Raw genomic sequence first — 14,907 nt, 5'->3', positions numbered from 1 at the left:
CGTTCGTTTTTACCTAACGGTATCGCGAGAACAATGCATTTATCAGGATAAGGGTTGCGACGTAGCTGCGGGCAAGGACCAGCCGCCCGGAGACGCTCTTGCCGATCGAACTTCTTCCCCTCGCCGCCCCCACGCTCCTGGGCATCGCGGCGCTGCTGGCTGCCCTTCAGCCCGGCCGGCGCCCGCGACACGTGCCTGCACTTGCGGAAGTGGCAGCCTTCCTGGCGCTGCTCGCCGCCATCGGGACGTGTGCCCTGCTGGTTGCTGGCGGGCCGGTGACGAGCCCGCTTCTCGGCAGCGCGGGGATCGGCCTGTCGGCGCGGATCGATGCGGTGAGCGTGACGATGCTGCTGCTGGTGAGCTTCGTCGGCTGGATCGTGATCCGCTTCACCCGCACCTACCTCGACGGCGAGGCGCGGCAGGGCGCCTTCACCGGCTGGCTGTGCGCGGCGGTGGCGGCGGTGCTGTTGCTGGTCCAGGCCGGCAACCTCGTCCAGCTCGTCGCCGCCTGGATCGCAACCAGCATGTGCCTCCACCGCCTGCTCCTCTTCTACGCCGAGCGACCCGCGGCGCGGCGGGCGGCGCGCAAGAAGGCGTTGTTCTCGTCGATCGGCGGAGCAGCGATGCTGCTGGCGGTGGCGTTGATGATCGCAGGCACCGGAACGACCGACATTGCGACCGTCATTGCGGCGGCGCGCGGCGGAAGCCTGCTCGTCGGCGTCGCGCCGCTGCTCGCCCTGGCTGCCTTGCTCAAGTCGGCGCAATTCCCGACGCACGGATGGCTGACCGAGGTGATGGAGGCGCCGACCCCGGTATCGGCGCTGCTCCACGCCGGGGTCATCAATGCCGGGGGCTTTCTCCTCATCCGCTTCGCCGACGTGATGCTGGGCGCCCCCGGCACGCTGGCGGTGCTGGCGATCGTCGGCGGCTTCACTGCGATCTTCGGCGCGGCGGTCATGCTGACACAGCCAGCGGTCAAGACCTCTCTCGCTTGGTCGACCGTGGCGCAGATGGGCTTCATGATCCTGCAGTGCGGGCTCGCCCTCTTCCCGCTCGCACTGCTGCACATCGTCGCCCACTCGCTCTACAAGGCTCACGCCTTTCTCGCCTCGGGCAATGCGGTCGAGCAGGTCGCCGCGATCCGGCGGCCGGGGCCGGTGGCCGTGCCGAGCGGCGCGGCGGTCGGGCGGGCATTCCTCGCTGCTCTCGCCATCTATGCGGCGATCGGTGCCCTGTTCGGCCTGACGATCGGCATCGAGCACAAGAGCGCGCAGGCCTTCACGCTCGGCGCGATCCTGGTGTTCGGGGTCGCCTATCTCCTCGCGCAGGGGTTCGCGGACAAGGCGCCCGCACTCCTGACCCGGCGAACCGCGCTCTACTCGGCGGCGACCGCCTTCGCCTCTTTCGCGCTGCAGAGCGTGGCCGAATGGCTGACGCGCGGAACGCTTCCACCGCCGCCCCTTCCCGGGCCGCTCGAATGGACGTTGCTGGCGCTCGCCGTGCTGAGCTTCGGACTGGTGGGGGTCGCGCAGGCGCTGTTCCCCTTGTGGGCGATGCATCCCGCCGCCGCGGGTCTTCGCGTCCACCTCTCGAACGGGCTCTACGTCAATGCCGCGCTCGACCGCCTGCTCGGCGGCTGGCGACGGCCCCGCACCGCCGCCTGACGCCTCGAAGGACAAGCTTATGACCCAGCTCAGCCCCGCCACGATCCTCGCTGCCGCCGATGCGGCGATCCGCGCGATCCCGCCCTTGTGGCCCCTCGCTACCTCGGTCGCGGTGAACCCGTTCCTCGGTCAGGCGCACGAGTCGCTGCCGCTGGCCGCCGCGCGCTGGGGCAAGGCAAGCGGGGTCGCGGTGACCATGCCGCGCGCCTGGTTCGCGGAGCGGATCGCGAGCGGCGCGATCGAGGAGGCCGATCTGGTCGCCGCGCTCGAGGCGGCGCCGGTTGCCGGACGACCGACCCTCGCCGCGGTGAAGACTGCCCTCAAGACGCCGCGCGCGGCACCGCAGGCCGTTCCGACGGTCGCCGACCTCGCCGCGGGCGCATCGGGGATCGACTGGCCGGCGCTGGTCGCCGCGCGCTTCAGCCACTGGGCCGCGACCTATTTCGATGCGGGCCAGGCGCTGTGGCCGACCACGCCGGCCAAGGGCGCATTCGCCGCGTGGCGGCTGTATGCAAGCCATGACCTCACCCCCGAGATTGCCGGCCTGCGCGGCTTCGCCGCGCTCGTCGCCGACCTGCCCGAGGAGCGCGCGGAAGCGATGGCGTTCGCCGCGACCCGGCTCGGGCTGAGCGAGACCGCCCTGCCGGCGTACTTCCACCGCCTCCTCGTCGGAACGGCGGGCTGGGGACAAGTCGCGCGCTACCGGCTGTGGCAGGCCGAACTCGGCGGCAAGAGCGACCGCACGGGCACCGACCTCGTCGCCATCCTGCTCGCCTTCGAGCTCGCGCTTGCCGGCCAATATGGCGCGGAAATCGAGTCGCTGTGGGCGGCGACCGTGAAAGCCTGTGCCGAACCGCTGCGGCCGAGCGCGGACGACATCGTCGACTCGATCCTCCAGGAGGCCGCCGAACGGGCCGCGCAGCGTCGCCTTGCCGCCGTCTTCGCCGCCCCGGCCCGCGCCGCATCGGCGGGTAGGCCGACATTGCAGGCGGCCTTCTGCATCGACGTCCGTTCGGAAGTGTTCCGCCGCGCGCTCGAGGGCTGCGACCCCGGAATCCGGACGCTGGGCTTCGCAGGCTTTTTCGGAATCGCGACGGGCCATCGCCCGCTGGGATCGGACGTGACCGAGCACCGCCTTCCGGTGTTGCTCACTCCGGCCGTGCAGAGCGAAGCCGGGCACGGCAGCCCCGCCGACCGGATGCGGCGGATCGCCAGCCGCGCGCGCCGTGCCTGGGGGCGCTTCCGGCTCGCGGCAGTTTCGTCCTTCGCTTTCGTCGAGGCGGCGGGCCCGCTCTATGCCGCCAAACTGGTTCGCGACGGCCTCGGGATTGGCCGGCGGACGACGCCGAACGACCCCGTGCCGCGCTTCACCCCGGACCTTTCGCCCGAGGACCGGACCGGCATGGCCGCAATCATCCTCGGCGCCATGGGTCTGACGCGTGACTTCGCTCCGCTCGTGCTGCTCGCGGGTCACGGCGCCAATGTCGTCAATAATCCGCATGCGAGCGCACTGCATTGCGGGGCGTGCGGCGGCGCGTCGGGTGAGGTCAATGCGCGGCTCCTCGCGGGGCTTCTGAACGACCCCGCGGTGCGAATCGGCCTCGCGGCACGCGGAATCGCGGTTCCCGACGACACCCTGTTCCTCGGCGCGCTTCACGACACGACGACCGACGCGGTGACGCTCTATACCGACGACCATGTCTCGCCCGCTCATGCCGAGGCGATCGCGCAGGCCAGACGCTGGCTGGCGAGCGCGGGGATGGTCGCGGCGACCGAGCGGGCGGCCCGATTGCCTCGCGCCGTCACCGCCCTCGACGTCGCTGCCCGCGCGCGCAACTGGGCCGAGCTTCGGCCCGAATGGGCGCTGGCAGGCTGCCAAGCCTTTGTCGCCGCGCCGCGCGATCGCACGCGGGGCAAGGACCTCGCCGGCCGCGCCTTCCTCCACGATTACGACTGGCGCGCCGACGAGGGCTTCGCGACCCTCGAGCTCATCCTCACCGCGCCCGTCGTCGTCGCCAGCTGGATCAGCCTGCAATATTACGGATCGAGCGTCGCGCCCGACCTCTTCGGCGCGGGCAACAAGCTCCTCCACAATGTCACCGGCGGGATCGGGGTGGTCGAGGGCAATGGCGGGCTGCTCCGCTCGGGCCTGCCGCTGCAGAGCGTGACCGACGGCGAGCGGCTCATCCACGAACCGCTCCGCCTTTCGGTGCTGGTCGAAGCCCCGCGCGAGGCGATCGCGAACATTCTCGCCCGCCACCCGGGGGTCGCCGCGCTGTTCGACAACAAGTGGCTACATCTCATCGCGCTCGACGACCGCGGCCAGCTGGCGTGGCGCTACGTCGGCGAAGGCCAGTGGAAAGCCGTCGAGGGCGCTGTAATTCCCAAGGACGATCTGGTCGCCGCCTGACCCCTGTCGCTTGGCCGCGATCCGTGGCACAGTGCCACGCAATGTCGACGGTCCTCGATCCGCCCTCCGCCGAGCCGGCCGCCGAACCGGCGCCCGTCGCCGACGCCGATCACCCCATCGGCGGTGATCTCGTCAAGCGGCACCGGCTGTCGACCCGCCTGTGGCACTGGACCAATGCGGTGACGCTGCTCGTCATGCTGATGAGCGGGCTGATGATCTTCAACGCGCATCCCCGGCTCTATTGGGGGAGCTATGGCGCCAATCCCGACCGCGCCTGGCTCGAGGTCACCAGCACGACCACCAAGGGCTATCTCAGGGTCGGGCCGGTGCAGCTCGAGACGACCGGCGTCATGGGCTATTGGAAGGCGCCCGACGGATCGATTCAGCGGCGCGCCTTTCCGCACTGGGCGACCATCCCCTCGAGCTACAGCCTCGCCGATGCGCGCATCTGGCACCTCGCCTTCGCCTGGCTGCTGAGCCTCGGGCTGCTCGCCTACAGCATCGTCTCGCTGGTCAATCGGCACTTCCAGAAGGACCTGCGGATCCGTGCGGCCGAGATGGCGCCGCGCAACATCTGGCACGACATCAAGGAGCATGCCCGGCTGCGCTTCCCGACCGGCGAGGCGGCGCTGCGCTACAACATCCTTCAGAAGCTCGCCTACGCCTCGGTGCTGTTCTTCCTGCTGCCGCTCGTCATCCTGACCGGCATGACGATGAGCCCCGCGCTGGTGAGCGGGCTTTCCCCGCTGCTCGACCTGTTCGGCGGCCGGCAGTCGGCGCGCTCGCTGCACTTCCTCGCCGCCTTCGGGCTCGTCGCCTTCTTCCTCGTCCACATCGCGATGGTGGTGCTGGCGGGTCCCTACAATGAGGTGCGCTCGATGATCACCGGCCGTTTCCGGCTTCCCAGGGAAAGGGCCGAGCCGTGAGCGACACGATGTTCGACCGTCGCGGCCTGTTGCGCGGCCTGGCGCTGGGTGGCGGCGGGCTGACGCTCGCGGGCTGCGACAAGCTCAACAGCCAGCCGCAGTTCCGCCGCTTCCTCGAGGGCGCCGAGAAGCTGCATTATGGCGCGCAGCGGGTCGTCGGCGGCGAGAATGCGCTGGTGCGCGAATATAGCCGGCTCGACATGTCGCCGGTGTTCCGGGTGAACGGCAACAGCATGCCCGCCTCGCCCGCCTATCAGGCGCTGGCGGCGAATGCCTTTGCGGACTTCCGATTGGTGATCGACGGGCTGGTCGCCAAGCCGCTGCAACTCTCGCTCCGCCAGCTCGCCCAGGCCCCGCAGCGCTCGCAGATCACCATGCACAATTGCGTCGAGGGGTGGAGCGCGATCGGCGAATGGAAAGGGCCGCAGCTCGGCCCGCTGCTCCGCGCCGCGGGCCTGTCGAGCCGGGCAAAATATATCGTCTTTCACTGCGCCGACGACAGCGGCGGCAACCCTTATTATGAATCGATCGATCTGAACGACGCCTTTCATCCGCAGACGATCCTCGCCACGCACATGAACGGCGGCGTGCTCGGAATCCCGCACGGCGCGCCGGTGCGGCTGCGGGTCGAGCGGCAACTGGGTTACAAGCACGCCAAGTTCGTGATGCGGATCGAGGCGCGCGACCGGCTCGACAATCTCTATCTCGGCAAGGGCGGCTTCTGGGAAGATCGCGCCGATTACGCCTGGTACGCGGGGATCTGAGCTAAGCCCCGCCAGCGACGCAGGCGAGGATCTCGTCCGCTGCGCGTGCCGCCGCACCGGCGGTCGGCGAGAATGTCTCGGCCACCGCCATCTCCTGCGCGACGCGATAGTCGGCGTGGCGCGCCCGCGCCTGTTGGCACGCAGCAGCCGCATCGCCTGGCGAAACGACGTCGCCAAGGCGCCAGAAGGCGTAATCGGGGTCGTCCCGCCAATCGACCTGGTGCGCGTCGACGAACACGCAGGGGCGCAGGCCAAGCAGCAGGAATTCATAGACCTGGCTCGAGACGTCACCGAGATAGATGTCGGCGGCCGCGGTGTAGCTCATGTCGATGAGCTTTTCGGAACCCGTGTCGACGATCACCCGGCCGGGAATGGCGAGCGCTTGCCAGCGGGCACGCGTCGAAGCGTCGGCATCCTCGAACGCCCGGATGTGCGGCGCGAGGACGAGGTTGAACTCGGTCTGCTCGATGATCGCGCGGGCGATCGCCTCGGCCTGCCCGAGCGACGACAACCGGCCGAGAAAATGGGGATTGTAGAGGACGGTCGGGCGGTCGTTGGCGAAGAGCGGCGGCCGGCTCGCCGCCACCCGCAGAACATATTCGGCCTTGGGGTAGCCGGTGATCCGTAAGCGGTCGGGGCGCACGCCCGATTCCTCGAGCCGGCGCGCGGTCTTGTCGCCGGCAACGAGCAGCCGGTCGAAACGCTGGAAACGCGGCTCGAACGACACCGCCCGGTCGCCCGCGCCATGAGGGATACAGATGAACTTCGGGCTCGTGACGCCCATGCTACGGAGGCGCGACGAGGTGACTTCGGGCGTGACGATCGCGTCGAAGGCGCCGAGCTCGCGCCGATTGCGCCACAGCATCGGCTCCTTGCCGAGCGACGACTTGCCGAGCAGGCTCCCGAGCCCGTCGGCGAGCTTCGAGCGGCGCAATTCGCTGAAGCGGACCGTCGAGCCCGGGAGGTTACCGGCAATCTCCTCAGCGACCGCGCGGACGGTGGAATCGCCCGCGAACACCACGACCTCGACGCCGGGCCGTTGCGACAAGGCGCAGGCGACGGGCACGGTGTGATAGGCCTGGTGGCCGCCGCCGATCAGCGGAAAGGCGATGCGGACCGGGCCGCTCATCTTTTGGCGAAAGGAAGGAGGTCGGCCTTCATCAGGGGCAGGATGGCCGAGCGGTGGCGCCAGGCGCGGCCGCCAAAGCGCGCAACCGAGCCGACGTCGGCGCCGATCAGCCGCCGCGCCGCCTTGATGTAGACCCGGTCGATGCAGGCCGCGAAGGCCGCCTCGTCGAACAGGCGGCTCGCGCGATTGGCCTCCTTGAGACGGCGCAGCCACCCTTCCGCCCAGGCCAGCAGCTCGTCGCAGATCGCATTGTTGAACGAGCCGCCGAGGAGGACGTGGCGGCGAAGGTCCTCGGGCGAATGGTCGACGCCCATGGCATCGAGGAAGCGGGCGCTGATCCGCGACTGCATGGCGACGATCGGCTCGACGTTGCTGCGGATGGTCTGGCCGCCATGGACCCGTCGCTCGACCAGGAAACGCGGCAGGTTCGCAACCCGGTAATGCTCGGAAAAACGGGCGAACATGTCGACGTCCTCGCACACCGGGAAGGTGGGATCGTAGGGCACCGCCTTGATCGCGTCGGCGCGGCCGAAGACCGAGGATTGCTGGAAGGGCGAGCGGAACAGGAGCAGCGGCCTGATCTGCTCGTGCCGCTCGGGCTGGATCCGCCCGCCGGGCCGGCGCCGCCCGGTTTCGGTCACGGTCCGCGCCGCGCTTCCGACGAGGTCGATGTCGGGGTGACGCTCGAGGAACGTGCGCTGCACCGCCAGGCGATCGGGAAGGCAGACGTCGTCGCTGTCGAGCCACGCGATATATTCACCCCGAGCCTCGTCGAGCGCGAGGTTGCGACTGACCGGGATCCCGGCGTTGCGCGGCTGGACGACGAGCTTCAGCCGGGGGTCGTTGATTGCACGCACCACCTCGACCGTGCAGTCGGTCGATCCATCGTCCACCACGACGCATTCGAAGTCGCCAAAGCTCTGCCCGAGAACGCTTCGCACCGCCTGACCGACGAAACGCTCGCGGTTGTAGACGATGATCAGGACGGAAACTTGCGGAGACGACATCGACGACCGTTGAGAGAAATTTAGACGAGCGACTGCCCGCCTTTGGTTCCCGGATAGTGACAAACCGGCCCGGACGGGAGTGAAAAAGGGTTCATCTTCTCAATCCGTCGCACACGGCTTTTCGACCAGTGGCGGCAATCGGGGGGGAGCCATGTCGGGCAGCCGTCGTTAGGACGGCTACCGAATGTCAGGTTGCGGAAGAAAACAGATTTGATGACGACCAGGGCGCTTGGGCTGCCGGCCGCCAAATTCATCCTTCTTATCGCCAGTGGCGGGCTCATGCTCGGCACCTTGAGCGCGTGCAGCGACCAATCGAGCGCGCAGGAACGCGGCGGACCGGGTGGCGGTGCCGGCGGGCGACCGACACAGGTGGGCTTCATCACCGCGACGACCACCTCGGTCCCTCTGGTCTCCGAGCTCGGCGGCCGCGCGGTCGCCTACGAGACCAGCGAAGTGCGACCGCAGATCAGCGGCCTCATCCAGCGTCGCCTATTCACCGAAGGCTCCTACGTCCGGCAGGGCCAGCCGCTCTACCAGGTCGATCCGAGCCTCTACCGCGCCGCGGTCAACCAAGCCTCGGCCAATGTCGCCAGCGCCCGCGCCGCCGCGGAAGCCGCCCGCGCCAAGGCCAATCGCTACCGCCCGCTCGCGCAGATCGAGGCGGTCAGCCAGCAGGAATATACCGACGCCGCCGCGCAGGCCCGGCAGGCTACCGCCTCGGTCGCGCAGGGCAATGCCGCGCTCGAGACCGCGCGGATCAACCTGCGCTTCACCACGGTCAAGGCGCCGATCAGCGGGCGGATCGGTCGCTCGCTCTTCACTCAGGGCGCGCTGGTCAGCTCGAACCAGACCGACCCGCTGGCGGTGATCCAGCGCACCGATCCCATCTATGTCGATATCCAGCAGTCGGCCGCCGACCTGACCACGCTCCGCCGATCGCTGGCGAGCGGCGGGGTGACCCCCGGAAGCACGCAGGTCCGGCTCAAGCTCGATGACGGCAGCGACTATGGCTACACCGGCACCGTCCAGTTCTCCGAAGTGGTGGTGAACGAAAGCACCGGCACGGTAACGCTCCGCGCGAGCTTCCCCAATCCGCAGGGCACGCTTCTTCCGGGGTCGTTCGTGAAGGCCTTCTTCACCCAGGCGGTGACTCCCAATGCCATCCTCCTTCCGCAAAGCGCGGTCCAGCGCGACATCGGCGGTGACGCCTTCGTGTTCGTGGTCGGTCCGCAGAACCGGGCCGAACGACGCAAGGTGGTGGCCGAGCGGACCTATGGCACCGACTGGGTCATCACCGGCGGGATCAAGCCCGGCGACAAGGTGATCACGCAAGGTCTGGGAACGCTCAAGGACAAGGCGCCGATCAAGCCGGTGCCGGCCAGCGCGGCGCAGAAGATCGCGCCGCCGCCGCCGGGTCAGGCAGGTGCGGCCGGTGCTGGCGGTGGCGCGCGCAGCGGCGGCGGCGGGCGCTAGCACTTGTCGCAGCTCTTCATCCGGCGCCCCATCTTCGCCTGGGTGCTCGCGATCATCGTCATGCTCGCGGGCATCGGCGCGATCACCCAGCTTCCGGTCGAGCAATATCCCGACGTCGCCCCGCCGCAGGTCAATGTCCGGGCGACCTATCCTGGCGCCTCGGCCGAGACGGTCGAGAACAGCGTCACCCAGATTCTCGAACAGCAGCTGACCGGCATCGACGGATTGCTCTATTTCTCCTCGACATCGTCGTCGCGCGGCAGCGTCAGCATCTCGGCGGTGTTCGCCAAGGGCACCGACCCAGACACCGCGCAGGTCCAGGTGCAGAACCAAGTCCAGCAGGCGCTCACCCGCCTTCCGCAGCAGGTCCAGCAGCAGGGCGTCCGGGTCACCAAGTCGAACCCCGACTTCTTGCTGATCGTCGCGGTCTATGACGAGACCGACCAGCGCTCGAACATCGACGTGTCGGACTATTTGACCTCGAACATCCAGGATCCGCTCAGCCGGGTCGAGGGCGTGGGCGACGTCAACGTCTTCGGTTCCTCGCGCGCGATGCGCATCTGGCTCAATCCCCAGCGCCTCGCCGCGGTCGGCCTGATGCCGAGCGACGTCATCACCGCGATCCAGAACCAGAATACCGAGGTCGCGGCGGGCGAAGTCGGCGCGCTTCCCGCGCCGCAGGGCCAGCTCCTCAACGCCACCGTCACCGCCCAGTCGCGGCTGCGCACGCCCGAGCAGTTTGGCGACATCATCCTCAAGACCGATCCCTCTGGCGCCAGCGTCCGGGTCCGCGACGTCGCCCGGGTTGAGCTCGGCGCAGAAAGCTACAATTCGATTAGCCGGGTGAATGGCCATCCAGGCGCGGGCATGGCGATCAGCCTCGCCCCCGGCGCCGACGCGCTCAAGACCGCCGACCTCATCAAGGCGCGCGTCGCCGAGCTGCAGTCCGGTTTCCCCGAAGGTCTCAAGGTCGCCTACGCCAACGACACCACCGCCTTCATCCGCCTGTCGGTCGAGGAAGTGGTCAAAACGCTGCTCGAGGCGGTGGTCCTCGTCGTCATCGTCATGTTCGTCTTCCTGCAGAGCTGGCGCGCGACGCTGGTCCCCGCGATCGCGGTTCCGGTCGTGCTCCTCGGCACCTTCGCGGTCTTCTATCTCGCCGGCTTCTCGATCAACACGTTGACCCTGTTCGGGCTGGTCCTCGCCATCGGCCTCCTCGTCGACGACGCCATCGTCGTGGTCGAGAATGTCGAGCGGCTGATGGAGGAAAATCCGGGCATGAGCCCGCGCGAGGCGACCGAGATCTCGATGAAGGAAATTCAGGTCGCGCTGGTCGCGATCGCGGTGGTGCTCTCGGCGGTGTTCTTGCCCATGGCCTTCTTCGGCGGCTCGACCGGCGTCATCTACCAGCAGTTCGCGCTGACCATCATCAGCTGCATGGTCCTGTCGGTGCTGGTCGCGCTGATCCTTAGCCCGGCGATCACCGCAACCCTTCTCAAGGCCCGCAAAACGCCTGAAGAGGAAGCAGCCGGCCGACAGGATCGCAACGTCTTCGAACGCACCGCGCACCGCTTCCAGGACTGGTTCAACCGCACCTTCAGCCGTGGGATCGAGCGCTACGAGGGCGGCGTCGTCAAAGTGATCGCGCGCAAATGGCTGTTCCTCGCCATCTATGCGGTGATCTGCGTCATTCTCGTGGTCATGTTCCAGCGCTTGCCGACGAGCTTCCTCCCGACCGAGGATCAGGGCGCGGCGAGCATCCAGTTCCGCCTGCCCGCCGGCGCGACGCAGGAGCGGACGCTCCAGGTCCAGCGGCAGATCGAGCAATATCTCAATCAGTACGAGAAGAAGAACCTCGCCACCGTCTTCACGGTCGCGGGTGGTGGCGGTGGTGGCGGCGCGTCGGGGCAGAACACGGGCCAAGGCTTCATCAACTTCGCGCCATGGGACGAGCGCAAGGGCAGCGAGAACAGCGCCAAGGCGATCGTCGAGCGCGCGTCGGGCGCCTTCCGCGGCTTCCGTGACGCGCAGGTGTTCGCGCTGGTGCCCGGCGCAATCCGCGGCCTTGGCCAGACCAGCGGCTTCAACATGCAGCTCCAGAATTCGAGCGGGATGAGCCGCGAGCAATTCCAGGCCGCGCGTGACCGGCTGATCGCCGCCGCCTCCGAAGACCCCAAGCTCGCCTCGGTGCGCCTCAGCGACCTGCCCGACGTCGCCAACCTCAAGGTCGATGTCGATCCGCAGCGCGTCACCGCCTACGGCCTCAGCACCAATGACGTGAACAACACCCTCGCGACCGCCTGGGGCGGACGCTACGTCAACGACTTTATCGACAATGGCCGGGTGAAGCGCGTCTATGTTCAGGGCGACGCCCCCTACCGCGCCGACCCGGCCGACCTCGGGCAATGGTATGTGCGTGGGTCGGGCGGCGAGATGACCCCTTTCTCGGCCTTCGCCCGCACCGGGTGGAGCACCGGCCCGAGCAGCCTTTCGCGCTTCCAGGGCGTCCCCTCGTTCGAGCTTCAGGGCACCCCCGCGCCGGGCGTCAGCTCGGGCGAGGCGATGATGCGGATGGAGGAGCTCGCCAAGTCCGTCCCCGGGACCAGCGTCGCCTGGTCGGGCGCATCGTTCCAGGAGCGCCTGTCCTCGGGCCAGGCACCCCTCCTCTACGGGCTGTCGCTGCTGGTCGTCTTCCTCTGCCTCGCCGCGCTCTACGAGAGCTGGTCGATCCCCGTCGCGGTGCTGCTAGTGATCCCGCTCGGGCTTGTCGGCGCGGTTTTCGCGGTGACGCTGCGCGGGCTCGAAAACGACGTCTATCTCCAGATCGGCCTGCTTACGACCATGGGCCTCGCCGCCAAGAACGCCATCTTGATGATCGAATTCGCCGAACAGGCCGAACGCGCCGGCAAGCCAGTGATGGAAGCCGCTCTCGAAGCCGCGCGCATCCGCCTCCGCCCGATCCTGATGACGAGCTTCGCCTTCATCTTCGGCGTGCTGCCGCTCGCCATCTCGACCGGTGCCGGCGCCAACAGCCGCATCGCGATCGGCACCGCGGTCATCGGCGGGATGATCACCGCGACCTTGCTCGCGCTCTTCTACATTCCGCTGTTCTTCGTCCTTGTCCGCCGCGGCGCGAAGGAGGGCGTGACCTTCATCCGCGGGCGCTTCCGCCGCCGGCCCGCGGCACCGACCGGGGAGGCGACCGCGTGAAGAAGAGCATTTCCGCGCTGACGATGGTCGCGCTCCTCGCCGGCTGCACCTCGCTCGATCCGCAGCTCAATCGGCCGGCCGCCCCCGTCCCCGCCAGCTTCCCGATCGGCGATCCCTATCGTGCCGAGGCTCCGGCTCTCTCCGACTTCACCCACCGCGACGTGTTCCGCGACGTGCGGCTGCAGACGCTGATCGGGCAGGCGCTGCAGAACAATCGCGACCTGCGGATTGCCGCCGCCAACATCGCCGCCGCGCGGGCGCAAGTCGGCATCACGCGCGGGGCGCAGCTCCCGCAGCTCGACGCAGCCGCAGGGGTGGACGTCACGCCCCGCCGCAACGCGCAGGGCAACATCAACGGGGTGCGCGTCGGCGGATCGGCGAGCCTGCTTCCCTCCTTCGAGCTCGACCTGTTCGGCCGCCTCGCGTCGCTGACCCGCGCCGACCAGAACCGCCTCCTCGCCACCACGGCGGCCGAGCGCGGCGTCCGGATCGCGCTCATCGGCGACATTGCGGACGCCTGGCTGACCTATGCCGCCGACACGAGCCTCCTCCTCATCGCCGAGAACACCGTCCGGTCGGCCGAGCGGACCCGCGCGCTGACCGAAGCGCGGCTGAAGGGCGGCATCGCGCCGCGCACTGATCTCCTCCAGGCGCAGCAGATCCTCGAGACCGCGCGCGCCGACCTCGCGCAACAGAAGGCGCTCCGGGCGCAGGACGTCAATCTCCTGCAATTGCTGGTCGGCGCACCGATCGACCCCTCGCTGCTCCCCGCCAATCTCGAACAGGCTGCCGCAAGCGTCGCGGCGCTCCCGGTCGGGCTCGACAGCCGGGTCCTGCTGCGCCGCCCCGACATCATCCAGTCCGAATTCGAGCTTCGCGCCGCCAATGCCGAGATCGGCGCGGCCCGCGCCGCACTGTTCCCGAGCATTTCGCTGACCGGGCTCCTTGGCCTTGCCAGCAGCACGCTGACCGGCCTGTTCAGCGGCGGCGCCTTCACCTTCTCCGCCGCCGCCGACGCGCGCCAGTCGATCTTCTCGGGTGGCATCCGGCGCGCGACCGTGCGGCTGCGCGAAGCCCAGCGCGACGCGGCGGTGGCGAGCTACGAGCAGTCGATCCAGACCGCCTTCCGCGAGGTCGCCGACGCACTCGCCGACAAGGGCACCGTGGGCGAGCGGGTCGCGGCCAACCAGCGCAACGTCGCGGCGACGCTCCAGAACCTGACGCTTGTCCAGGCCCGCTACCGCGAGGGGATCGATCCTTTCCTCTCGACCCTCGACGCGCAGCGCTCGGCCTATGCCGCCGAGCGCAATCTCACCGCCGTCCGGCTTGCGCAGGCGCGTAACGCGGTCACGCTTTACCGGGTGCTCGGCGGAGACGGCCGCTAGGGTCCGACCGCTCCGTCTGGCGCGGGCTCGGGCCGGATGAATATCCGGAACAGCTCGGGATGCTCGGCCTTGATCCGCGCTTCGAGGCGGCCAATCAGCCCCTCGACCTCGGGAACGCGAAGCGAGTCCTCGATGTCGATGGCGACGCTGGCGATCACCTGGTCGGGCGACAATTGCGAAGTGGTGACGTCGATCACCTTGGCGACGCATTCCTCCTCGGCGGCGATGCGGCGGATCGACGCGCCGATCTCGGGCGAAGCGCGCTCGCCGATGAGCAGCGCCTTGCTCTCACGCGCGAGCAGCACCGCGACCACCGCCAGCAATATCCCGATGAGGATCGACCCGGCGCCATCGAGCCATGGTGTCTCGAGCCACAGCGACAGGCCCGTCGCGAGCGCCGCGACAACGATCCCGACCAGGGCCGCGCTATCCTCGAACAGCACCATGAAGGTGGTCGGGTCCTTGCTCGCCTTGAAGGTGCTCCAGATGCCGCGGCCCTTGCGGTCGACGTTGAACGCCTTCCAGCCGAACCACCACGAAATGCTTTCGAAGACGAAGGCGAGGCCGAGCACGGTGAAGTTGATCCACGCCCGTTCGATCGGCTCGGGACTGGCGATGTGGAGCATGCCTTCGTAAATCGACACGCCTGCGCCGAGTGCGAAGATCAGCAGCGCGACCACGAACGACCAGAAATATAGCTCGCGCCCATGGCCGAAGGGATGAAGGTCGTCGGGCGGCTTGGCCGCGCGATGTTGGCCGTAAAGCAGGAGCACCTCGTTGCCGGTGTCGACCAGCGAATGGACCGCCTCGCTCAGCATCGAGCTACTGCCGGTCATTGCCGCGGCGATGCCTTTCACGACCGCGATGGCGAGGTTCCCGATCAGGGCCGCGATGATCGCTGTTCTGGAACTATGCTCGGCCACCCCGCCACAACCCCGC

10 protein-coding genes are annotated in these 14,907 nt (G+C 68.7%); 7 read left to right on the top strand and 3 right to left on the bottom strand.

What is annotated here, in order from left to right; genetic code table 11:
- The first annotated feature begins 98 nt into the window (after positions 1-98).
- From ABD693_RS09485 to ABD693_RS09470, 4 genes are read left to right on the top strand one after another with little or no spacing between them, the layout of a single operon-like run.
- On the top strand, positions 99-1,664 hold the full coding sequence (locus ABD693_RS09485) for a proton-conducting transporter transmembrane domain-containing protein (protein WP_344696820.1): 1,566 nt from the start codon (positions 99-101) through the stop codon (positions 1,662-1,664).
- 19 nt (positions 1,665-1,683) lie between these two features.
- Positions 1,684-4,074: a YbcC family protein gene (locus ABD693_RS09480; protein ID WP_344696819.1), complete on the top strand. Its 2,391-nt coding sequence runs from the start codon at positions 1,684-1,686 to the stop codon at positions 4,072-4,074.
- 41 nt (positions 4,075-4,115) lie between these two features.
- The gene (locus ABD693_RS09475; RefSeq protein WP_344696818.1) at positions 4,116-5,000 is read left to right on the top strand and encodes a cytochrome b/b6 domain-containing protein; all 885 of its coding nucleotides are present in this window, start codon (positions 4,116-4,118) and stop codon (positions 4,998-5,000) included.
- A gap of 8 nt (positions 5,001-5,008) precedes the next feature.
- Entirely contained in the window at positions 5,009-5,764 is a 756-nt protein-coding gene (locus tag ABD693_RS09470; RefSeq protein WP_344697610.1) for a molybdopterin-dependent oxidoreductase, read from the top strand.
- A 1-nt stretch (position 5,765) separates the two neighbouring features.
- Here ABD693_RS09470 and ABD693_RS09465 read toward each other — a convergent pair whose 3' ends face one another.
- Both ABD693_RS09465 and ABD693_RS09460 read right to left on the bottom strand, forming a co-directional pair.
- Positions 5,766-6,893, bottom strand: a complete 1,128-nt coding sequence (locus ABD693_RS09465; RefSeq protein ID WP_344696817.1) for a hypothetical protein — start codon at positions 6,891-6,893, stop codon at positions 5,766-5,768.
- On the bottom strand, positions 6,890-7,900 hold the full coding sequence (locus tag ABD693_RS09460; protein WP_344696816.1) for a glycosyltransferase family 2 protein: 1,011 nt from the start codon (positions 7,898-7,900) through the stop codon (positions 6,890-6,892). Before ABD693_RS09460 ends, ABD693_RS09465 begins: the two co-directional genes overlap by 4 nt.
- Positions 7,901-8,113: 213 nt before the next feature.
- On the opposite strand from ABD693_RS09460, the gene ABD693_RS09455 reads away from it, so the two are divergent.
- From ABD693_RS09455 to ABD693_RS09445, 3 genes are read left to right on the top strand one after another with little or no spacing between them, the layout of a single operon-like run.
- Complete coding sequence (locus ABD693_RS09455) at positions 8,114-9,373, top strand: efflux RND transporter periplasmic adaptor subunit (protein ID WP_344696815.1); 1,260 nt, start codon at positions 8,114-8,116, stop codon at positions 9,371-9,373.
- Between the two features lie 3 nt (positions 9,374-9,376).
- Entirely contained in the window at positions 9,377-12,583 is a 3,207-nt protein-coding gene (locus tag ABD693_RS09450) for an efflux RND transporter permease subunit (protein WP_344696814.1), read from the top strand.
- Entirely contained in the window at positions 12,580-13,968 is a 1,389-nt protein-coding gene (locus ABD693_RS09445) for an efflux transporter outer membrane subunit (RefSeq protein ID WP_344696813.1), read from the top strand. The genes ABD693_RS09450 and ABD693_RS09445 overlap by 4 nt, the downstream gene beginning before the upstream one ends.
- Here ABD693_RS09445 and ABD693_RS09440 read toward each other — a convergent pair.
- Entirely contained in the window at positions 13,965-14,891 is a 927-nt protein-coding gene (locus tag ABD693_RS09440) for a cation diffusion facilitator family transporter (RefSeq protein ID WP_344696812.1), read from the bottom strand. The genes ABD693_RS09445 and ABD693_RS09440 overlap by 4 nt on opposite strands.
- Between the last annotated feature and the right edge of the window lie 16 nt (positions 14,892-14,907).

The sequence above is a fragment of the Sphingomonas rosea genome, from assembly GCF_039538065.1.
Lineage (GTDB): Bacteria > Pseudomonadota > Alphaproteobacteria > Sphingomonadales > Sphingomonadaceae > Sphingomicrobium > Sphingomicrobium rosea.
The sequence above is the reverse complement of the archived record's forward strand: the minus strand, read 5'-3'. Positions and strand labels throughout refer to the sequence as shown.

Excerpts from the sequence above, each read along its gene's own strand:
- ABD693_RS09480 (WP_344696819.1), top strand. The coding sequence starts at position 1,684 with ATGACCCAGCTCAGCCCCGCCACGATCCTCGCTGCCGCCGATGCGGCG.
- ABD693_RS09460 (WP_344696816.1), bottom strand. The coding sequence starts at position 7,900 with ATGTCGTCTCCGCAAGTTTCCGTCCTGATCATCGTCTACAACCGCGAG.
- ABD693_RS09455 (WP_344696815.1), top strand. The coding sequence starts at position 8,114 with ATGACGACCAGGGCGCTTGGGCTGCCGGCCGCCAAATTCATCCTTCTT.
- ABD693_RS09475 (WP_344696818.1), top strand. The coding sequence starts at position 4,116 with ATGTCGACGGTCCTCGATCCGCCCTCCGCCGAGCCGGCCGCCGAACCG.
- ABD693_RS09470 (WP_344697610.1), top strand. The coding sequence starts at position 5,009 with ATGTTCGACCGTCGCGGCCTGTTGCGCGGCCTGGCGCTGGGTGGCGGC.
- ABD693_RS09465 (WP_344696817.1), bottom strand. The coding sequence starts at position 6,893 with ATGAGCGGCCCGGTCCGCATCGCCTTTCCGCTGATCGGCGGCGGCCAC.